The sequence below is a fragment of the Kiritimatiellia bacterium genome, assembly GCA_025054615.1.
Lineage (GTDB): Bacteria > Verrucomicrobiota > Kiritimatiellia > CAIVKH01 > CAIVKH01 > JANWZO01.
Genome location: JANWZO010000012.1, coordinates 66,489 through 87,362 on the forward strand (window position 1 = coordinate 66,489; position 20,874 = coordinate 87,362).

A 20,874-nucleotide genomic window follows, 5' to 3' on the forward strand; every position below is an offset into this window, starting at 1 on the left:
CCCCGCCTGAGACAAGAGCCTGAGCATAGGCCTGCATCGTGGTCCACCGACCTCCCACAGTCGGATCTCTGAGGCGTTGGATCGGCTTGGCTTCGGCACGCTAGGCCGACACCGCCTGCACGGTTTCCTCGCCCGTCTCCGCTCGACGTTCGTTTTCGGCATAGACGCGAAAATCGATGAAAGGAAAAATCCGATCGAGTTCTTCCAGCGCGGCCAACTTACGCGGGTCGATGTCGTTGCGACGCGCTGACTCCGCCAAAAAGTGGAACCGGGCGAGGTGGTCCTTGACGCGCTTGTTCGCGTAGTCGACAGCGGTGTTGCATTTCAGGATGAACGGCCAGTCTGAAGACTGGGCCAGCAGCAACGAGCGCGCGGCCTGATTCAGGATCCGCTCGCGCATCGACCCCGGCGGATCGTTTTGAAACCGCGTTGCGAGATCGGTCATGATAGCAGCGGCTCGGTGCAATTCGGGATAAATCCATTCATTGCAGCCGCTCAGCCAGCACTCATTGTAGCCCTGCCACCCCCAGCTCGAGGCCGACGGCGTCGCGCGCTGAAGGATCGGATGACGCTGCAGATAATCGGACGGCGTAATGAATTCGACCGTGGTTTGCCGCGCCGCAACGCGCGCGATGAATTCAAGGAATTGGGGGCCCTCGAACCACCAATGGCCGAACAATTCAGCATCATACGGGGACACGACAAGCGGGGGTCGGTCCATGCGACGCGCATGCCAATCGACCTGCTTCTGCCGACATTCCACAAAATGCGCCGCGTGAATCTCCGCCTTCCGCCGCGCGGCATCCGGGTCATATAGGTCCTTGTGGTCTCCCCGGCCCGTCACCCTGTGGTATTTGATGCCGGTCAGGATGCGCGTCTTGCCGTCCAGGATATACGGCTGAATGTATTCGAACTCCGCATCAAAGCCGAGATCGCGATAGAAATCCCGGTAATCGAAATCGCCGGGATAACCCTCGTGGGCGCTCCAGACCTGGCGTGAGGACTCCGGGTCGCGCCCGAAGGCGGCGACGCCATTGTCGCACGCTACGGGCGCGAACAGACCGTAGTGCGGCCGGGACGAGGCATGCAAAATGCCGTGTGAATCCACAATGAACCAGGTGATCCCGTGGGCGGCGAGGATCTCCTCCAAACCGGGATAGAAGGCGCACTCGGGAAGCCACAGGCCGCGCGGGGCGCGACCGAACGTGTGCCGGAAGCTTTCGACGCCGATTGCCACCTGCGCCTCGACGGCGCGCGGGTGCGTCTTGAGCAGCGGCAGATAGCCATGTGTCGCGCAGGTGGTGAAGAGCTCCAGGATGCCGGCGTCTTCGTAGCGGCGGAACACCTTGAGCAGGTCGCGGCCATATCGAACATGGTAGATCGCGAGCGTCTCGGTGAGCCAGTCGCGATAGAAGCAGGCCAGACGATTCAGCCGCGGGTCCGAGCGGGTGCGCGCGACCTCTTTGTGCGTTAGCTCGATGAGTTTTTCCAGATGCCGAATGTACCGCTTCTGCAGGAGGTCGTCCTGCAGCATCGCGCACAGTGTCGGCGACAGCGAGATCGAAAGGCGAAACGGGATGTCCTCGCACAACAACCGGTAGCAGACCTGCAGCAGCGGCAGGTAGCATTCAGTGATCGCCTCAAAGAGCCAACGCTCCTCAAAAAACTCGTCGTATTCCGGGTGCCGCACGAAGGGGAGATGCCCGTGCAGGATCAGGCTCGCATATCCCGTCGGCTTCGGAGCGATGGGCGTCCGGCCGGCGGGCGTGGATTCCGTATTCTGCGAAGAAGAGTTCGTCATCGCGTCGCGAAGCGTGCGGCCCTAGCGGGGCGGGTTCTTTGGCGTTTCCGTCGCGAGAATCGGCAACACCACTGCGCCGTGCGGCAGCGGCTTTCGCAGCGAGAAAGAGCCGTCGGGCCGGAGCGGTACCGGCTGCCCGTAGAAGCTCACCTGCATGCCGGGCCGCACGCGCCCAAAGATGTGAAGTTCGACATTCACTTCCAACGCCACCTGCGGGCTCCCGTGCTCCGCGCTGAACAGCGCGATGTAGTTTTCCAACGGGAGGGACGCTGGCGGACCTGAGAACTGCCCATTTCCGCCGCCTCGGGGCGAGGCGGCCGGAGTCGGCGCTTCGGAGGCCAAGGCTGGCTTTTCGTTGGCCGGGGGCGGCGCCGGTTGCGGAGAGCCCGGCAGGCCGTGCTCAGACGCCTCCCTCTGGACCGCCGCACCCGCCGGAGCGTCGTCGGACGGCGGCGCGGCGTGCTGCTCCTCCCCCGTGCTCGGGACGGCGGCGAACCGAGTCATCAAGGTCTCCACAGACTGCGCGGCCAACGCGCCGCCGGGCGCGAATGCCTCCACAACAAACCTTGCCAGTTCTTCGGCGCTGGGCCAGTCCGGGCGTTCCTCAAACGATCTTGGTTCGGCCGGCTCCGGAGACGGCTGCACAGCGGACGAACTTTCATCGGTTTCCGAGGTGGGCGAATCCGCTTTCATCGGCTCCGGCGAGACTTCTCGATCAAACTCGGACTGAGCGAACGCGTACTCGGCAGGTTCGGGGAAATCGCTCTCGTTGGGGGGCGGCTCTACGTCCAGATACACGGCGGGGCGGCTCTCCGCGCCGGGCGGCAATGGAAATTCCTTTCGCTGGGGAAGGTCCGGCCCGCTTTGCGGCCCAACGGGCAAAATATCCGCGGATTCGAGATCGGGAGGCGCCGACTCGATCTCCGGCGATTGAAACGCCGCCGGCTCAGGCGGTGGCACAATCACAAGAGGTGGAGAATTGGGATCACCTGTCGATTCGCCGGCGGCTTGTGGCTCCCCGGCTATCGGCTCCTTGGCTGGAGGATGCGGGCGGAGAAGGTCGGTGAGGCGGTTTTCGGGGTTCGTCTCCGCCACGTTCACCGCTTCGGTATGGTAATGAGGAGATTCCGAGGCAATGGGCGTCGACACCGGATTGGAACGCGCGAGGATTTCCAGCCGTCCGTCGGGCCGCCGAAGCCCGATCTCGCCGATATAGGTCCGTCCATCCTGCCACAGGTCGACATACCAGTGGCCCTGCAGGCCCTGAACCTGCAAATCGAAAAATGAATTCGAATTCGTGCCGTCGAAATTGACGCCGGTGATATCGTGGACCCGCAGCAACAGCGGCGGATTCGGATCGCCCGCCGCTTCGGCCGCCCGTCGGAAATCGGCCACATCGATGTTCCAATAGGCGTGCGAGCGGTGAGGGTTGATCTCCAGAAGGACCAGCTCCGTGCCAAGTCGGGGCGGCGGATAGGACGACGAAATTTCCTGAGAAATGGCGCGCAGGTCCTCGGCGGAAAGCGACGTCTCTCGAGTCTGCGGGGAGTCCGAAGTGGAATCGGGGGGCGACGGATTTTCTACATCGTCTGGCATAGATGTTTTCGCGGAACGTTTCCGCAAACGATTGAGCAGTCTAGAAGCGGAAGGCGGGCGAGTAAAATGAATTTCAGGTTATGACGGGATCGCGGCCCGCGACAGCCATTCGAGGGCATCGTCGAGTCCGGCGTGGGCGCGGTGGACCCACGATTCGCCCCAAAAGAAGTGGCAGCTCGTCTCCGCCCGCAGCAGTCGCCACAGCGCCTCCTCGAGGGCCTTCCACTGCTCGGGCGACGCGCCGCGCTCGCCCGCGCGCCAACGCGCATCGTGGATGCGTTGGCTGACCTCCGCCACGCGCTTCCACGCGTCCCGCTGCAGTTGAGAGCCGGTCCATTGGACAAAGCCGATGCCGTGGTGATATCCGGTGTTCCACGCGCCGGTCCGTACGATTACGTAACCGTACGCGCCATGTTGATCGAGATAATCGTGGATAAAAGTCGGTCGCACATTAGTTTCGCCCTTGCGGACCTGTTGCAGCAACGGGTGATAGAACGCTCCCCAGAAATTGACCTCCCACTTCACGTTGCGGAACCATCCCCCGTTCTCGCCGTCGGTCACGGTGCAGACCAGCGGTTCAAAGTCGCACCACTTGCAGCGCTCCTGGACTTCGTGCAGGAACCAACCGACTTCCATTCCGCCCTCCTGCGCGATCGAAAGATCGCGGTCCCTCGGGATGACAATGATCTCGGCGTCGCCAAATTTCGCCAGATGGGGGCGATAGCGCAGCTCCTCCCAGCGCATCGGCGTCATCGGCACCAAGTGTTCACTGTCCACAATGACGTAGCGGTAGCCGGCCTCCTTGAGCAGCGGAATCAACTCCATGCAAAAACCGCATTCCGGCGGCCAAAACCCCTGAAATGAGGCGCGGTCGAAAAGGTGCCGCCCGATGCCGAGCCAGCGCAAAATGTGCTCGCGGCGGTCCGCGGCGGGGATCAGCGGCAAGACCGGGTGGTAATAGGCCGTGCCAAGGATCTCAATCGCGGGATTTCGCAGATGCCAGAGCAAATCGCCGCATTTGACGATGCCATAGACCCGCGATTGAAAGTCCGGGTTCGACAGGGCCTCCAAGAGCGAACCGGACATCGAGAGATGCACGCGCGCGACATCTTCCCACCCCCACACCGCGCGCGGAATTCGGTCGTAGGCAAACAAAACCTCCTTGCCGTGCCAACGCTCCTGCTCGACCGGGTCGTTGAGCATCTCGTCGATGTGCCCCCACGGCTGGTGGAGGTTGAGGACGAGCGCGTGGTGGATCACATTCGGCATGGTGTCCCCATCAGAAGTCGTGCGTCACAATATCGATCGCGCGACGGCAAATCTCGCGCCCATACTCTGTCCAGATCCCCTGGCCCCAATATCGATAACAACTGGTCTGGCAGACGAGGAGATGGTAGAGCGCGTTGCGATAACGCGGATCGGTGGTTGGCACGCCTTTCCGAAGAACTTTCTCGTTGAACAGCGAGCTGGCCTGCTCCATCGGCCCGAGCACATTCTCATAACCGCGCACCCAGGAAATATTGCTGGTCCAGCTCCCGCCCTCCATATGGAACCGCCAGTCTTCCTTGCGACATTCCTCAATGGCCTTCTGTAGTTTTTCGGGGCCATCGCCGGGCTTGATCTTGTTCCAAATCCGATGTTGGAAGATCGGCTGGCAGACGGGGAAATCCGTCTCCCGGATGCCCAGCGCGAAAAGATGCTCGAGATACTCCGAGCCGTTCATCAGCGGCGTTTCGGAATGGGACGCCTGCCGGACAACCTCGAAGTATTTCGCGGGAAATTCATTCATCATCACGCCGCCATTCTCGCCGTCGGAAATCTGCGTGACCAGCGGTGGCACGGACCGGCCGGCCAGTTCCCAACGGCTGAGCGACCGCGCCTCATACCAGGGCTGCATCTGCGCAACGAGCTTCGTGTCGCTGCCTTGCGTCTTGATGAGCGCCACAATGCTCGCCTCCTCTCCCGTTGAGCTCCGCACGACGAGCCGGTGCGGCAGGTGTCGTTGTTGAAGCCCGTGGCCATTCGGCAGCTCCACTGTGTGTTCCTGAACCAGAACCCACTGGAAACCGCACTCACGGAGCGTACTGACGAACGCATACGCAACGTCCGGCTGGTTCGGCAGCGCCATCTCAGACGGCGAAAAGCCCTTGACTCGCTCCAGAGCCTCCCAACCAAACAACGACGCAAAATATTGCTGCCACGCCAGCACATGCAGCTTGTAGTCCTGCGGCGGCGTGGACGGGGCCACCGCGTGGCTCCACGGACACCCCAGCCATTCCACGCATCGGTTGTACTGTGGATCCAGCGTGATCCGGCGCAGCGCGTCCACGACATCCCCGGCGCCCATCCTGAGCAAACCGTGCAGGAGACAACCGGAATATTCCAGCATCACGCGGGGCTGCATGCCTTCATGCACGAGCTGCGGGATGAACTCGCCCATCCGCTTGTAGCACCAGTGAAAGACCGGCGCGTTGTGGTTGTCGCCGATGTGCTGGTTGTCCATCATGTATTTCAAGTTGCTGATCAGGGCGGCGGTCCGGATGTCCGGCCCGCCCGCGGGGATCAGCGGCTGGTGCATGTGCAGCGCGATGGCGGCCGCACTCTTGATGCGGGAAAAATCGATGCCGCCCACGGTGCGATAGGCATCGACGATTCGGCCCGTGCGCCGGACCGCCTCTTGTTCCTGCCCGCAGATTGCCGGCAAGTCGCCGACGATGTGTGTGGCTTCCATCCTACAAACCTCCCATAGATACGCCTTGATGATTGGGCGACAGCATGCCCCGCCGGCCTTGCGTGCGCAAGAGACAAGATCGATCCTCCGGTGTCATTACTCTATGAAAAGGTCCCTCGCAAACTCGATAAAAATGACCCTTTTGTGGCGAAGAAAGGACCGCGTCGATCGGAGAAGTTCGCAGCAGTCAGAACAAGCAAATGAGGCGGGAGATCAATTAGGCGGGTTGCAAATAATCCACTTTTTCTGCACGAGATCATTTATTCGTTTTCAGAGGACATTCAGCTAATCGAAGTGATCTTTTGGACTACCAGCGAACTCTGAAGTTGGGTGACGGGTTATCCACGCGAATCGCTCACCTGCCCTGAGCCGAGTGCGGCACGCATTGGGGCGCCAACACTTCCTGGGTTTGGAAATTCCATACGATGGAAAAGGCAGCGCGCTTTTTTTCCATGCCATGGAAATTCACCGGCGACCTGAATATCAGGGGAAACCCGATAGCGGCGGCGCGCGCTTTCGGTGTAGGGTGGAAGCATGAAAAGAACGGTCGTGCTGGCTTGGGGAAATGACTTCCACCGAGACGATGGCGCCGGCCGCGCGGCCGCACAGCGTCTGCGGCAGATTCGCCTGCCGGGGGTGGAAGTGCACGATTTCAACCAGCTCGTTCCGGAACATGCCGAGCTGTTGGTCGGCGCGGACCGGGTGATTTTTCTGGACGCCTATCCCGCGAGTTCAGGGGCCGAGCCGATGTTGCTGCCGCTTCGCGACCAGCGGGTGTTCGAACTGCCCCGTTCTTGTTTCGGGCACGCGCTGCAGCCGACGGAGGTGGCCGCGCTGGCGGAAATGCTGTTCGGGGCATCAGCGGAAATGTGGCTGGGGGCGATCCCGGGCGTGGATTTTGAACTGGGTGAAGGCTTGTCAGAGACGGCCCGCCGAGGCGTTGAGACACTGCTCGAAGAGATTGAGGCACTGATCAGGCACGATCATCCTGCAGCCGCTCGTATCTAACGCTTCAAAACGGCTGCATTCACGAGCGAATTCGCCTCATCTGCGCTCACTTGAGGCGTTGCATTTCGTGGCCCAGCTATGGTAAATTTCATTCTTTGATCATAGAACTCTTTTCGACCCTATCTCCATGCCAGACGCCGAAAAGCTACAAACGCAACCTGTTGATAATAAAGAAAATGCGTCCACCTCCTACAGTGCGGACGCGATTACGGTCCTTGCAGGCCTCGAGGCCGTCCGCAAACGGCCGGCGATGTACATCGGCGACACGGGCGTGCGGGGGCTCCACCACTGCGTGTTTGAGGTGGTCGACAACTCGATAGACGAGGCGCTGGCGGGCTATTGCACGCAAATCCAGGTGGTCATGAATGCCGACGGGTCGATCAGCGTGATCGACAACGGGCGCGGGATCCCCGTCGACATGCACAAGACGGAAAAGCGGTCCGCCCTGGAGGTGGTGATGACCGTGCTGCACGCGGGCGGCAAGTTTGACCACAATACGTACAAGGTCTCCGGCGGCCTGCACGGCGTGGGGGTGTCGTGCGTCAACGCGTTGAGTGAGTGGCTCGAGGTGGAAGTCCGGCGCGATGGAAAGGTCTACCACCAGCGCTACGAACGCGGCAAGCCGGTAACTCCGGTGGAACCGATTGGGAAATCCCGGGGAACTGGCACCAAAGTCACGTTCTTCCCGGACAAGGAAATTTTTTCCACGATCCAATTCAACTGGGACACGCTCGCCAATCGGCTCCGTGAGCTGGCCTTTCTAAACCGCGGCCTGGAGATCACGCTGCGGCAGGAGGAGCCGCTGAGGGAGGAGGTCTTCAAATACAAAGGCGGGATTGTCGAGTTCGTCGAACACCTCAACCGGAACAAAAACCCGCTGCATCCGAAGGTCATCTATTTCGAGAAGGAGCGCGACCGCGTCATCGTCGAGATCGCGCTGCAATACACCGATTCGTTCAACGAGAGCGTCTTTTCGTACACCAACAACATCCACACGGTGGAGGGCGGAACTCATCTTAGCGGATTTCGTTCAGCGCTGACCCGGTGCATCAACAGCTACGCGAAGGCCAACAAGCTCATCAAGGAGGAGGAAGGCACGATGAGCGGTGACGACGTCCGCGAGGGGCTTACGGCGGTCGTCAGCGTCAAGGTGCCGGATCCGCAATTTGAGGGGCAAACCAAGACAAAACTCGGGAACAGCGAGGTTGAGGGCATCGTCGCCTCGATCGTCAATGAGGAGCTCGGCACCTATTTTGAGGAGCACCCGTCGGTTGCCCGCCGAATTATCGAAAAGGCCCAACTGGCGATGCGCGCGAGAGAGGCCGCCCGGAAAGCTCGCGACCTGACGCGGCGAAAGGGGGCGCTCGACAGTGGAGGGCTGCCGGGCAAGCTGGCCGACTGCTCGGAACGGGACCCGGAGCTGTGCGAGCTGTTCATCGTCGAGGGCGATAGCGCCGGGGGCTCGGCCAAACAAGGGCGCGACCGCCGATTTCAGGCTGTCCTGCCGCTTCGCGGCAAGGTGCTGAATGTCGAAAAGGCGCGCGACGACAAGATGCTATCGAACAACGAAATTCGCACAATGATCACGGCGATCGGCACGGGCTTTGGTCGCGACGACTTCAACATCGAAAAGCTCCGCTATAAGAAGATCATCATCATGACCGATGCCGACGTGGACGGCTCGCACATCCGCACGCTGCTGCTGACGTTTTTCTTCCGCAAGATGCCCGAATTGATCGATCGCGGGCACGTCTATATCGCGCAACCGCCACTTTACAAGGTCACGCGCAAGAAGCGGGAAGAATACGTCGAAAATGATCAGCAACTGACGTCGATCCTCCTCGATCTGGGATGCGAGGACCTCGTGTTCACGGACACGAAAGGCGCGGAGCTCCTCTCTTCGAAATCGCTCCGCGAAATGCTTGACCTCCTCGCAGACATAGAAGCGAACCTGGATCGAGTCCGACGGAAGGGGGTCGATATTGCCGACTTTCTGGCGCAGCGGCGGGCCGACGGGTCTCTTCCGCATTACCGGGCAACCGTGACGGCGGGCGGCGAGCCCGAGCACTACTGGCTCTTCACCGACGCCGAGCTGCGAAAACTAAGCGATGACATCGAGCGGAGGCTCGGCCGGCAGCTCGAATTAGACGTGGGGGGTGCCGAGCGGAAGCCGGAGCAGCAGGAGTTGCGCGTGGTCGACCTCTACGCCGCGCCGACCCTGAGCAAATTGCTCGCTCAACTCGAGCGGCGCCGTTTTCAGATTGCCCATTTGTTCCCGCAGGCCAGCCCGATCGGATTCATCCGTAACAGCGACGGGCAGACGCTCCCGGTCCAATCGCTGCAGGAGCTTCTGAACCTCGTACGCGCCCACGGCCAGAAGGGCATTACGATCCAGCGGTTCAAAGGGTTGGGTGAGATGAATCCGGAACAACTGTGGGAAACGACGATGAACCCCGAAAAGCGCAAGCTTCTGCAGGTGCGCGTCGAAGACGCCTACAAGGCGGAGGAAATTTTTACCACGCTGATGGGCGACGAAGTTGATCCCCGGCGCCGATTCATCGAAGAGAACGCGCTCAACGTTAGAAACCTTGATGTGTAAGTCAGCGTAAGCCGGCTCCACCGCCGAACGCCGCCCCATGGTCACCTAGCCAATCGGACCCAACGCCCCATGTACGACGCCAAAGATCGAATCGACCTGGTCAACATCGAAGACGAGATGCAGCGCGCGTACATCGATTATTCGATGTCCGTGATCATCGGCCGCGCGCTGCCCGACGCGCGGGATGGCCTGAAGCCCGGTAACCGTCGGATCCTGTATGCGATGGGCGAACGGGGGTGGACCCACACTAAACCGTTCGTCAAATGTGCGAAAGTCGTCGGCGAGGTCATCGGCAACTACCATCCGCATGGAGACGCCGCGGTTTACGACACCCTTGTCCGGATGGCGCAGGACTTCTCGATGCGCTACCTGCTGATCGAAGGCCAGGGCAACTTCGGTTCCATCGACGGGGACCCACCCGCAGCCTATCGCTACACCGAATGTCGGCTGCACAAACTCGCCGGCGAAATGCTCGCGGACATCGACAAAAACACAGTCGACATGCAGCCGAATTATGACGAGAAGCTGCTCGAACCCAAGGTCCTTCCGGCGCGAATCCCGAACCTTCTCATCAACGGCAGCACGGGCATCGCCGTCGGCATGGCGACCAATATCCCGCCGCACAATTTGGGTGAAATCGTGGACGCGACGATCCATGTCATCGATCACCCGAATTGCTCCGTGGACGAACTGATGCAGTTCGTGAAGGGGCCAGATTTCCCGACCGGCGGCATGGTCTGCGGGCTTGCGGAAGTGAAACGCATGTATGCGACGGGCCGCGGACTGCTCAACCTCCGCGGTCACGCCGTGATCGAGGAAGGGCCCCAGGGGAAGGAGAGCATCGTCATCACGTCGATCCCCTACACCGTCAACAAGGCCAACCTCATCGAGACGATTGCCGAGCTCGTCAACGAGAAAAAAATCGAAGGCATTGCGGACGTGCGAGACGAGTCCGACAAGGACGGGATTCGCGTGGTTATTGAGGTCAAGCGCGGCGCCCTGCCCAAAGTGGTCCTGAACAACCTGTACGAGCATACGCAACTGGCAACCACCTTTGGCGCGATTCTGCTGGCGATCGACAAAGGTCGGCCGCGCGTGATGAACCTCAAGGAGCTGATCGAGTGCTACATCGCGCATCGATACGAGGTCTTCACGCGGCGCTTCACCTTTGAGCTCGAGAAGGCCCGGGCGCGGGCGCACATCCTCGAGGGCCTGAAAATCGCGGTCGACCACCTGAACGAGGTGGTCCGTATCATCCGCGAGTCGAGAGACCGCGAAGCCGCCAAGGTCCAACTGATGGCCCGCTTCCGACTGTCCGAGGCGCAGGCGAACGCCATCCTCGACATGCGCCTCTATCAGTTGACCGGCCTCGAGCGGGAAAAGCTCGAGGAGGAGTATCGGCAGATCATCATGGAGATCAATCGGCTCGAGGACCTGCTGGCGAATCCGCGGAAAATCTATGACGTGATCAAAGCCGATCTCCTCGAAATGAAGCAGACCTATAACGATGCCCGCCGCACGGAGATCGTCCCGGATGAGGGCGAGATCGAGATCGAGGACCTGATCGCCGACCGCGGATGCATCATCACGCTGTCGCATGCCGGCTATATCAAGCGCATGCCGGTGTCGACCTTCCGCCAGCAGAGGCGCGGCGGAAAGGGTGTAGTGGGCATGGAGACGAGGGAGGAGGACTACGTCGAACACGTATTCACTGCATCGACGCACGATTACCTACTGTTCTTCACCGAAAAGGGGCGCGTGCACTGGAAAAAGGTCCACGAAGTGCCCGAGGCGGGCCGCGCCTCGCGGGGCAAGGCGCTCGTTAATTTCCTCGAAATTGGAAATGACGAAAAAATCGCGACCATGCTGCGGGTTCGAGAATTTCCCGAATCCCAGTTTCTCGTCTTTGCCACCGAAAAGGGGCTTGTGAAGAAGACGAATCTCGCCGCGTTCGGCAATCCGCGGGCGGGCGGAATCATCGCGATCTCAATCGAGGAAGGGGACCGACTCATCGGCGTCCGCCTGACGAACGGATCCAACGAGATCATGCTCATCACCCGGCACGGGATGAGCATCCGGTTTTCTGAGGACCAGCTCCGCGACCAGGGCCGCGACACGGTCGGCGTCTGGGGAATCCAGCTCGATGAAGACGGCGATGCGGTCGTCGCCATCGAAGTCGTGGATCCGGCCGCCACCCTGCTCTGCATTTCGGAAAACGGCTACGGAAAACGGACAGCCTTCGAGGAGTATCCCCTACAGCGACGAGCCGGGAAGGGCGTGATCACGATGAAGACCTCCGATCGCAACGGCAAGGTGGTCGGGGCACATTCCGTGCGAGATGACGATGCGCTGATGCTGATCACGCAGCAGGGTCAGATGATCCGCGTCGGGGTGAAGGACATCCGAGTCATCAGCCGCAACACGCAAGGCGTCCGAATCATCAATCTTGAACCTGGCGACAAGGTCGTGTCCGCAACCCCTGTGGCGCCCGAGGACGAGAAAGAGGAAAAAACCTAGCGCGAAGGCATCTACGGGACACGGCGCAACAAGCTAGAGTCGAGACCAACCCAAAAACGCAAAGCTCCGAAGCAGCCGCCTAAGCGCGGGGATCCTACCGCGGCGGGACCGCGCTAATTCCGATCAGCGCGCCCGACCTACACCCGCGGCAGATCGTGACCCACTTTGGTCGGCAACAGTGAGTATCCCATGAGCCACTGATCCACGCCTCGGGCGCATTCCCGACCCTCCGAAATGGCCCAAACAATCAGGGACTGGCCCCGGCGCGCATCGCCCGCCGCAAAGACGCCGGGCACTGACGTCGCGTAATGGTCGTTCGTCTTCACGTTGCCCCGGGCATCGAGTTCGCAGCCGAGCTGGCTGACGATGCTGTCGGTTTCCGGGCCGAGAAATCCGAGCGCCAGAAGAACCAGCTCGGCCGGCCAGATTTTTTCTGAACCCGGCACTTCTTCCATTTTGGGCGGACCGCCGCCCGGGGATGGCACCCATCTGACATCGACCGTCTTGAGGTGCGTCACCCGGCCGTTTTCACCTATGAATTCCTTGGTTGAAATGGAGAAGACACGCTCGCAGCCCTCGTCATGGGAAGTGCTGATGCGGAGGCGCATCGGATAATACGGCCACGGCTGATGCTCGGGTCGGGATTTCGGCGGCATGGGCAGCAGTTCAAAATTGGTCACTGACCGAGCGCCCTGGCGGATGGCTGTGCCAATGCAGTCGCTGCCGGTGTCGCCGCCGCCAATCACAATCACGTGCTTTCCGGTGGCTACAATCTGATTGGGAACATGATCGCCGGCGACGATACGATTTTGTTGCGGCAAAAATTCCATTGCAAGGTGGATGCCCGAAAGATGCCGACCGGGAATGTTCAGATCGCGGCCACGAGTGGCGCCGATGGCCAGAACAATCGCATCATATTCTCGGCGGAGCTGCTCGCCGGTGATATCGGTTCCGACGCGCACGCCCGGTTTGAAGACGATGCCTTCCGCCTCCATCTGCGCGAGCCGGCGGTCGACCACCCACTTCTCCATTTTGAAGTCGGGGATTCCGTATCGCAGCAGGCCGCCGATGCGGTCATCCCGCTCAAACACGGTGACGGTATGGCCTGCGCGATTTAGCTGCTGGGCGCAGGCAAGGCCGGCGGGTCCCGAACCGACCACCGCAATCTTTTTGCCCGTGCGCCGGGCAGGCGGCTCGGGCTTGACCCAACCCTCAGCAAATGCGCGTTCAATAATCTCTTTCTCAATCTGCTCAATCGTCACCGGCGGCTCATTGATCCCCAGCACGCAGGCTTCTTCGCAGGGCGCGGGGCAGAGCCGGCCCGTGAATTCGGGGAAATTGTTGGTGGCGTGAAGGCGGTCGATGGCTTCGCGCCAGCGCCCGCGATACACGAGGTCGTTCCAATCGGGGATGATGTTCCCGAGGGGGCATCCGGTATGGCAGAACGGAACCCCGCAGTCCATGCATCGGGCCGCCTGCTGCTTTACCTTTTCCTCCGGGAATGGTTCGTAGAACTCGCGAAAAAATTTTACCCGTTCCGAGGGCGGAATTTTGTGAGGCAATTCCCGAGTATATTCCTTGAATCCTGTTACCTTGCCCATACGTCCTCTTCGGTGAATTGGAGCCTGTCTCGTGAGATGCGGATCGCTGCTGAACCGCCTGAAATCTCTACGACGACGAGGTCGGCCACGTCCCGTCAAACGGCGGCCATCTGCAATTCCTCCTGCGCCATTTTGGCCAGGGCGCGCTTGTAGTCGTGAGGCATGACTTTGACGAACCGGCTCAGGATCGCCGGCCACTCGGCCAGGACCCGCTTTGCAACCTCGCTGTCTGTGTAGGCGAGGTGATCCTCGATCAAGGCGCGAACGAACGCAATTTCGCCCTCTTCTTCCAAGGCCTCGACGCCGACCATTTCCCGGTTCAATCGATAGCGGACAAAATCCCCCTCTTCGTCGAGCACATAGGCGATGCCGCCGGACATGCCCGCAGCAAAATTGCGGCCGGTCCTGCCCAAAACGACGACGCGACCGCCCGTCATATATTCGCAACCGTGGTCGCCGACGCCCTCGACGACCGCCACGACACCGCTGTTTCGGACGCAAAAACGCTCCCCCGCAACCCCACGGATAAAGGCCTTGCCCTTGATGGCCCCATAGAATGCGACATTCCCGATGATAATGTTCTCCTCCGCCCGGAAGGTGGATTCGCGCGGCGGCCGGATGGTGAGCTTTGCGCCGGAAAGTCCTTTTCCGAAATAGTCGTTGGCATCGCCCTCGACGTGGAAGGTGAGGCCCGGAGCGCCAAACGCGCAGAAACTTTGTCCAGCAGAGCCCTTCGCGCGGATCACGATGGTGTCCTCCGGCAGGCCGGCCGAGCCATACTTCTTCGAGATACGCCAGCTCAACATCGTGCCGACCGTGCGGTTCACATTCCGGATCTCCTGCTCGAATTCTACGCGTTCGCCGCGCTCGAGGGCGGGCCACGCCTTCTTGATGAGGACGTGGTCAAGCGCCTTGTCCAGGTTATGATTTTGCTTCTGGCTGCAATATCGGCCAACGTGCGGAGGCACCTTGGGATCGTACAGAATGGCCGAGAGGTCGATCCCCTTGGCCTTCCAGTGATCGATGGCCTTGCGCATGTCGAGCCGGTGCACCTGGCCGACCATTTCATTCACGGTTCGGTATCCGAGCCGCGCCATGATGGCCCGCAACTCTTCAGCGACGAACCGGAAGAAATTGATGACGTGTTCCGGTGTTCCCGCGAATTTCTTTCTTAGATCCGGATCTTGGGTGGCGATGCCGACGGGGCAGGTATTCAAGTGGCACACCCGCATCATGATACAACCCAACGAAATGAGGGGCGCGGTCGAAAAGCCGAACTCTTCTGCCCCCAATAGGCAGGCGATCGCCACATCTCGGCCCGTCATCAGCTTGCCGTCGCATTCGACGACAATCCGGCTGCGCAGGTCATTCAACACCAGGGTCTGCTGGGTTTCCGCAAGACCCAGCTCCCAGGGCAGGCCTGCGTGTTTGAGGGAGGTCTCCGGGGACGCGCCCGTCCCGCCATCGTATCCGCTGATGAGCACGACGTCAGCCTTGCCCTTGGATACACCTGCGGCGATGGTGCCCACGCCCACCTCGGAAACCAGCTTCACGCTAATGCGGGCCTCCGGATTGGCGTTTTTGAGGTCGTGGATCAACTGAGCCAGATCTTCGATCGAATAGATGTCGTGGTGAGGCGGTGGTGAAATCAGTTGAACCCACGGCGTGGAATGCCGCGTCTTGGCGATCCACGGATAAACCTTTTCCGCGGGGAGCTGACCGCCCTCACCAGGTTTGGCCCCCTGGGCCATTTTGATCTGCAATTCCTTGGCGTTTGCCAGATAGTGGCTGGTCACGCCAAAGCGGCCTGAGGCCACTTGCTTGATGGCGCTGCTCCGCGAATCGCCGTTCGGGAGCGGAATGTAACGCTCTTCGTCCTCGCCTCCCTCCCCCGAATTGCTCTTGCCGCCGATCCGATTCATCGCGATGGCCAGGGTCTCATGAGCCTCCTGGCTGATGGAGCCGTAGGACATGGCGCCGGTCTTGAAGCGCTTCACGATCTCGGTCCAAGGTTCGACCTCTTCGATCGGGATTGAGCGGGACGGATCCTCTTTGAATTCGAGGAGACCGCGAATCGTCATCAATTCGCGGGACTGGTCATTGACCAGTTTCGCATACTGTTCGTAGGTCTGGACCTTGCCGGTGCGGACGGCCTCCTGCAATTTGGCGATTACGAGCGGTTGCAGCAGATGTCGTTCGCCCGTTCGGCGCCACTGGTATAGCCCGCCGACATCCAGTTCGAGGGTCTCCGGCACGTGAACCGGCGGATAGGCGCGCTCATGGCGCATCTTGACTTCGCGCGCGATCGTGTCGAGATCAGCGCCCTGAATCCGCGACGCTGTCCATGTGAAATATTTGTCGATCACGGAAGAATTCAGCCCCACGGCTTCGAACTGCTGCGCACCCTTGTAGCTCTGCAGCGTGGAGATACCCATTTTGGACATCACCTTCAGGACGCCTTTGTTGATCGCCTTAATGAAGTTTTTCTTCGCGGTCGGGTAGTCGACATCGATCATCTTTTGATCGACCATGTCGTGGAGGGTTTCGAAGGCGAGATACGGATTGATCGCGCTTGCTCCGTAACCGAACAGGCAGGCGAAATGATGCACTTCGCGCGGCTCGGCGCTTTCGATCACCAGGCCGCAGCGCTCGCGAAGCCCCGTGCGGATCAGATGGTGATGCACGCCGGAACAGGCCAAGAGCGCTGGAATGGGGGCCAGTTCGCGGCCGGCTGTACGGTCCGAAAGGATGATGATCTCGTATCCGCCGAGGATCGCGCTTTCGGCGGCGCGGCAAAGCCCGTCCATTGCCTCTTCCAGCGCCCGCCCGCCGCCGTCGGGGTCGAACACCATCGGGAGGGTGATGGATGAGATGCCGACATCCTCGATTTCGCGAATCCGCTCCAAATCCTCATTCGTCAAAATAGGCTGCTGCAGGCTGAGCTGATGACAGTGTTCGGGCGTCTCGGCGAGAAGATTGCGAGCGGACCCGATGCTCGTGGCCATCGATGTGACCAGTTCCTCGCGGATAGCGTCGAGCGGCGGATTGGTGACCTGCGCGAATAGTTGTTTGAAGTAGTAGTACAGCAAATGCGGACGGTCCGAGAGAACGGCCAAGGGCGTATCGATCCCCATCGAGCCCACAGCCTCCTGGCCGGTCTTCGCCATGGGCGCCATGACAATCCGCAAATCCTCGAGCGTATACCCGTAAAGGTTCTGCAGCGTGATCAGCTTGTCCTGCAACGTCGGCGGGGGATTGCGCGGCGGGGGCAGATGGTCAAGCCGCACCATGTGCTTCTTCAACCATTCGCCGTAGGGACGACGCGAAGCCAGCTCGTGCTTGATTTCATCGTCCTCCACGATGCGCCCTTTGGACATGTCGATCAGGAACATGCGCCCCGGCTGCAGGCGGCCCTTGAGAGCAACATTCGCGGGGTCGACTTCCAAAACGCCGGTCTCCGAGCCCATGATCACGAATCCATCCTTCGTAACCAGGTAGCGAGAGGGCCGCAGACCGTTACGGTCGAGCACCGCGCCCACGCAGGTGCCGTCGGAGAAGGGAATGGATGCCGGGCCGTCCCACGGCTCAATCAGGCATGCGTGAAATTCGTAATAGGCGCGCTTTTCCTCGCTCATCGTTTCGTGATTCTGCCACGCCTCGGGGATCAGCATCGACATGACGTGAGGTAGGGAGCGGCCTGCGAGGTGAAGCAACTCGACAACATTGTCCAGAATAGCGGAGTCGCTGGCGCCAGGCGTCGCGATGGGGAAGAGCTTGTGGAGATCGTCGCCAAATAAGGGGCTATGGAATACCCGCTGGCGGGCGGTCAACCAGTTGACATTTCCGCGTAGAGTGTTGATTTCGCCATTGTGGCAGAGATAGCGGAAAGGCTGCGCAAGGTCCCAGGTGGGAAAGGTGTTAGTGCTGTACCGCTGGTGGACCAGCGCCATCGCGCTTTCGAGATCCGGGTCCGTGAGGTCGGGTAGGAACGGCTCGATCTGATCCGCCAGCATCAGCCCCTTGTAGACGATTGTTCGGCTGGATAGGCTGGGCACGTAAAAATATTTTTTCTCTTTCAGGGACGATTCGCGGATCGTCTTCTCCATCACCTTGCGGATGACGTAAAGCTTCCGCTCAAAATGCATCTGATCCTTGATGCCCTTTCCGCGCCCGATGAAGATCTGATAGATATCCGGCTCGACCGCGCGGGCCAGGTCGCCAAGCACCTCGTTGTTCTGCGGCACCTTTCGCCAACCGAGAAAGGTCTGCTTCTCCTCTCGGGTCACCCGCTCAAAAAGCTCCATGCAATACGCCCGCTCGCCCGGATCACGCGGCAGGAAGACCAGCCCAGCCCCATATTCCGTCTCCGGGGGCAGCGTGAAGCCCAGACCGGAGGTCACCTTGCGAAGAAACCGGTCCGGGATTTGCATGAGAATGCCCGCGCCGTCACCGGTTTTTTCATCGCAGCCACACGCGCCGCGATGGGACAGGTTTTCGAGGATTTTGAGGGCTTTGTGGATGACGTCGTGCGATTTGATGCCCTTCAGGTTGCACACCATACCGACGCCGCAGGAATCGTGCTCGTACTCGGGGCTGTACAGCCCCTGCCGACCCGGCGACAAATCCCGTTGACCGTCCCTGTCTTTCATTGTGCTACCCTTGTCTTTTTGCCTGTTTCCAGCGCACACGGCGCGGAACCTGGATCGCGTTCAAAAATTGCTGGAACATACGCGTTGACCGCTCCGCTTTCAATGCTCAAATCGGGGCGCCGCTCGGAATCTCGAGGCTGAATTTGTGGATATTTTCCTCGACCGCCACGGGATAGCGCCCCGTAAAACAACCGGTGCAGAAATCTCCCGGGTGATCGACAGCAGACAGGAGCCCGTTCAGGCTAAGGTATCCAAGGGAATCTGCCCCGATAAACTTGCGGACCTGCTCCACATCTCGATCGGCGGCTACGAGCTCCTCGCGGGACGGAAAGTCGATTCCGAAGAAACAAGGATGCCGCGTCGGCGGGCACGAAATCCGGACATGTACCTCCGTTGCCCCCGCCTCGCGGAGGGCGCGAATTCGTCGGCGCGCGGTAGTGCCGCGAACGAGGGAATCATCGACCACGACCACCCGCTTGTCGCGAACGACGCCGGGCACGACCGCCAGTTTCAGGTCCACGCTGCCTGCTCGCTGATCGGGCGTCGGCATGATGAAAGTCCGTCCCACGTAATGGTTGCGAATGAATCCATAATCCAGCGGAATGCCGCTCTGTTGCGCGTAGCCCAGCGCGGCCGACATGCCGCTGTCAGGGATCGGCACGACAATATCCGCTTTCGCCGGCTGTTCGATGGCCAGCCGGCGGCCGAGCCGAATTCGAACCTCGTGGACACTCTGGCCGAAAATAAAGCTGTCCGGCCGGGCAAAGTACACGTGCTCGAAAATGCACTGTCCCAGAGAGCCCGTGACCGGCTCGCAAAAAGTGCTGCTGCGAATGCCCCGCTCATCCACAACCACCAGCTCGCCTGGCAGGACATCCCGAATGTACTCCGCGCCCATCTGGTCCAGCGCGCACGTTTCACTGGCAAATACGTAACCGCTTCCGAGTCTCCCTATGGAAAGGGGCCGAAACCCGTAGGGATCGCGTGCGGCCATCAAAGTGTCTTTCGTCATGATCAGAAATGAAAAGGCCCCTTGCAGTTCACCCAGGGCACGTTCGACGCGGCGGGGCCGATTCCGAAACTGAGGGTCTGCGATCAGATGGAGGAGAATTTCGCTGTCCGTACTGGTCTGGAAGATCGCGCCCGCTTCCTGGTAATCTCGGCGCAATCTTTTGGCATTGGTCAAATTGCCGTTGTGGGCGATCGCCCAGATGCCATCGACACACTCCACCACCAGCGGCTGAACATTTTGCGGTCTCGGCGAACCGGTCGTGGAATAGCGGACGTGTCCGATGCCCAAATGACCCTGAAGGGACGATAATGGCTGCTGGGGCCGGTTGAACACTTCGCCCACCAAGCCCACGCCTTTGATGGAGCGAACCTTGTCGCCGTTGCTGACGACGATCCCGGCGCCCTCCTGCCCGCGATGCTGCAAGGCAAAAAGGCCGGTGTAAATGACTTGTGGTGCATTTTCCACCCCAAAAACCCCAACCAATCCGCAGTAGTGACGCGGTTTTTCCCATAAGGCGCACATGCAAAAATTCCTTTCGCAAGGATTCCAATCAAATCCTAACGAAAAGGCAGATCAAATACAGCGAGAATCGTTCCAACAAACTAAAATTTTGCATCTAACTCGTAATAAACGACTTGAGAATAATACGAGATAGACTGTTTATACAATTTTGAATTTTCCATCGCGGACGCAATTACACTTTTGTAACTCGCTCGCTTCGCATGCTACGCGGCGAGGCGGAATCGGAGCGCCGTATTACAGGGGAGATCGACGAGGGAGAGGCCTATCGGCTCTGTGCCAGGCAATTCAAATGGCGATAAATAATCGCCGAACCGGTTTGCGGCGCCAGTACCGAAGCAAAACAAAAGCCCCGCCCAAGGTTGTACGGGCGGGGCTTTCCCATGTGTAAGAATCTTGTCGTTACGATCAGAACGAGTAGCTGGCGTTCACGCCGAATACGAAGTGATCCGACTTTCCGAAATAAAGGCTATCATCGGAATCATCAACCGCGTCTTTGGCATCGCCCAACAGAGCTGAATAGCTGACGACCGGCTTGATCGTGAACGTCTCGTTCATCGCGATCGGCAGGCTGGCCGAAATGCTGTAATCGGTCAAACCCTCCGCTTTGCCAAAGTAGAAGTCACCCCAGTCGCTCGTCGCCGCGCCGAGGCTTGCGCCGAGGTCGAGCGATATGGAATCAGCGATGGAAACGCTATGGCTGATGCCCAGACTTCCGTAGAAACCTTCCGCCTCCTTGAAGTCGTAATTTACAGTCACGGTCGGCGACAGCAGCACATTTCCGAACCCGTAGCTGATAAAGGCTTCCCGGGTGTCATTCACCAAGGAGACATTCCCCTCA

Annotated in this window: 11 protein-coding genes; 3 read left to right on the forward strand and 8 right to left on the reverse strand. The window is 60.1% G+C overall.

Annotated features, from left to right (window positions below; all coding sequences use genetic code 11):
• Positions 1 to 100 precede the first annotated feature (100 nt).
• The 4 genes from NZ740_07090 to NZ740_07105 all read right to left on the reverse strand — a co-directional run bounded on the left by NZ740_07090 (position 101) and on the right by NZ740_07105 (position 6,128).
• Complete coding sequence (locus NZ740_07090) at positions 101 to 1,801, reverse strand: DUF1957 domain-containing protein (GenBank protein ID MCS6771778.1); 1,701 nt, start codon at positions 1,799 to 1,801, stop codon at positions 101 to 103.
• 21 nt (positions 1,802 to 1,822) lie between these two features.
• The gene (locus NZ740_07095) at positions 1,823 to 3,397 is read right to left on the reverse strand and encodes a DUF4912 domain-containing protein (GenBank protein ID MCS6771779.1); all 1,575 of its coding nucleotides are present in this window, start codon (positions 3,395 to 3,397) and stop codon (positions 1,823 to 1,825) included.
• Positions 3,398 to 3,475: 78 nt separating this feature from the next.
• Entirely contained in the window at positions 3,476 to 4,666 is a 1,191-nt protein-coding gene (locus tag NZ740_07100) for a glycoside hydrolase family 57 (protein ID MCS6771780.1), read from the reverse strand.
• 10 nt (positions 4,667 to 4,676) lie between these two features.
• Complete coding sequence (locus NZ740_07105; GenBank protein MCS6771781.1) at positions 4,677 to 6,128, reverse strand: glycosyl hydrolase family 57; 1,452 nt, start codon at positions 6,126 to 6,128, stop codon at positions 4,677 to 4,679.
• Positions 6,129 to 6,662: 534 nt separating this feature from the next.
• Between NZ740_07105 and NZ740_07110 the strand changes: the two genes are divergently transcribed.
• The 3 genes from NZ740_07110 to gyrA all read left to right on the forward strand — a co-directional run bounded on the left by NZ740_07110 (position 6,663) and on the right by gyrA (position 12,252).
• On the forward strand, positions 6,663 to 7,136 hold the full coding sequence (locus tag NZ740_07110) for a hydrogenase maturation protease (protein MCS6771782.1): 474 nt from the start codon (positions 6,663 to 6,665) through the stop codon (positions 7,134 to 7,136).
• 127 nt (positions 7,137 to 7,263) lie between these two features.
• Entirely contained in the window at positions 7,264 to 9,735 is a 2,472-nt protein-coding gene (gene gyrB, locus NZ740_07115) for a DNA topoisomerase (ATP-hydrolyzing) subunit B (protein MCS6771783.1), read from the forward strand.
• A gap of 69 nt (positions 9,736 to 9,804) precedes the next feature.
• Positions 9,805 to 12,252, forward strand: a complete 2,448-nt coding sequence (gyrA, locus tag NZ740_07120) for a DNA gyrase subunit A (protein ID MCS6771784.1) — start codon at positions 9,805 to 9,807, stop codon at positions 12,250 to 12,252.
• 137 nt (positions 12,253 to 12,389) lie between these two features.
• Here gyrA and NZ740_07125 read toward each other — a convergent pair whose 3' ends face one another.
• The 4 genes from NZ740_07125 to NZ740_07140 all read right to left on the reverse strand — a co-directional run.
• Positions 12,390 to 13,853 carry a glutamate synthase subunit beta gene (locus NZ740_07125; GenBank protein MCS6771785.1) on the reverse strand — a complete coding sequence of 488 codons (1,464 nt, stop codon included), beginning with the start codon at positions 13,851 to 13,853 and terminating at the stop codon, positions 12,390 to 12,392.
• Positions 13,854 to 13,948: 95 nt separating this feature from the next.
• Positions 13,949 to 18,502, reverse strand: a complete 4,554-nt coding sequence (gene gltB, locus NZ740_07130; GenBank protein ID MCS6771786.1) for a glutamate synthase large subunit — start codon at positions 18,500 to 18,502, stop codon at positions 13,949 to 13,951.
• 106 nt (positions 18,503 to 18,608) lie between these two features.
• Complete coding sequence (gene purF / locus NZ740_07135) at positions 18,609 to 20,036, reverse strand: amidophosphoribosyltransferase (protein MCS6771787.1); 1,428 nt, start codon at positions 20,034 to 20,036, stop codon at positions 18,609 to 18,611.
• A 405-nt stretch (positions 20,037 to 20,441) separates the two neighbouring features.
• A partial coding sequence (locus NZ740_07140; protein ID MCS6771788.1) for a hypothetical protein occupies positions 20,442 to 20,874 on the reverse strand: 433 nt, incomplete at its 5' end.